The following is a 412-nucleotide window of genomic DNA, read 5'->3' on the forward strand; positions in this document are numbered from 1 at the left end:
CTCTGCGACAGTGATGGTAGCGGGAGAAGGACTCGCCCCCCCGAGATCTTCCGCAACAGTATCAGGCTGGTCGCTGAACTCCGCTTGAGCCAGCCCGGGTGCCTCGGCCGCCGCTCCACTCTCCTTAGCCAGCCTTGAAAACCGCTGCTTCAGCACCTCGCGCATCATGCCGAAATCGTCGCCGGCGATGGTGTCGGCCGAGATGTTGAACGTGCGGTAATGCGTCTTCATGAACCCGGTCGGCCCGGCCACGATCATCCCGCCCACCGCGTTCGTGCCCATGATGTGCGAGTTGTCGTAGACCTCGATCCGCCGCGGCGTCCGGTCCATGCCGAAGGCCTGCCCCAGGGCCGTGAGCAGCTTGCCCTGCGAGGCGGTGTCGGCCAGCCGCCGGGCGAGCGCCTCCTTGGCG

At 66.7% G+C, this 412-nt stretch carries 1 protein-coding gene; it reads right to left on the bottom strand.

Annotated elements, in window-relative coordinates:
* The coding region (locus FJV41_RS51100; RefSeq protein ID WP_438616800.1) for a hypothetical protein at nucleotides 1-412 on the bottom strand (412 nt) is incomplete at both ends.

This window comes from Myxococcus llanfairpwllgwyngyllgogerychwyrndrobwllllantysiliogogogochensis, from assembly GCF_006636215.1.
GTDB classification, from domain to species: Bacteria; Myxococcota; Myxococcia; order Myxococcales; family Myxococcaceae; genus Myxococcus; species Myxococcus llanfairpwllgwyngyllgogerychwyrndrobwllllantysiliogogogochensis.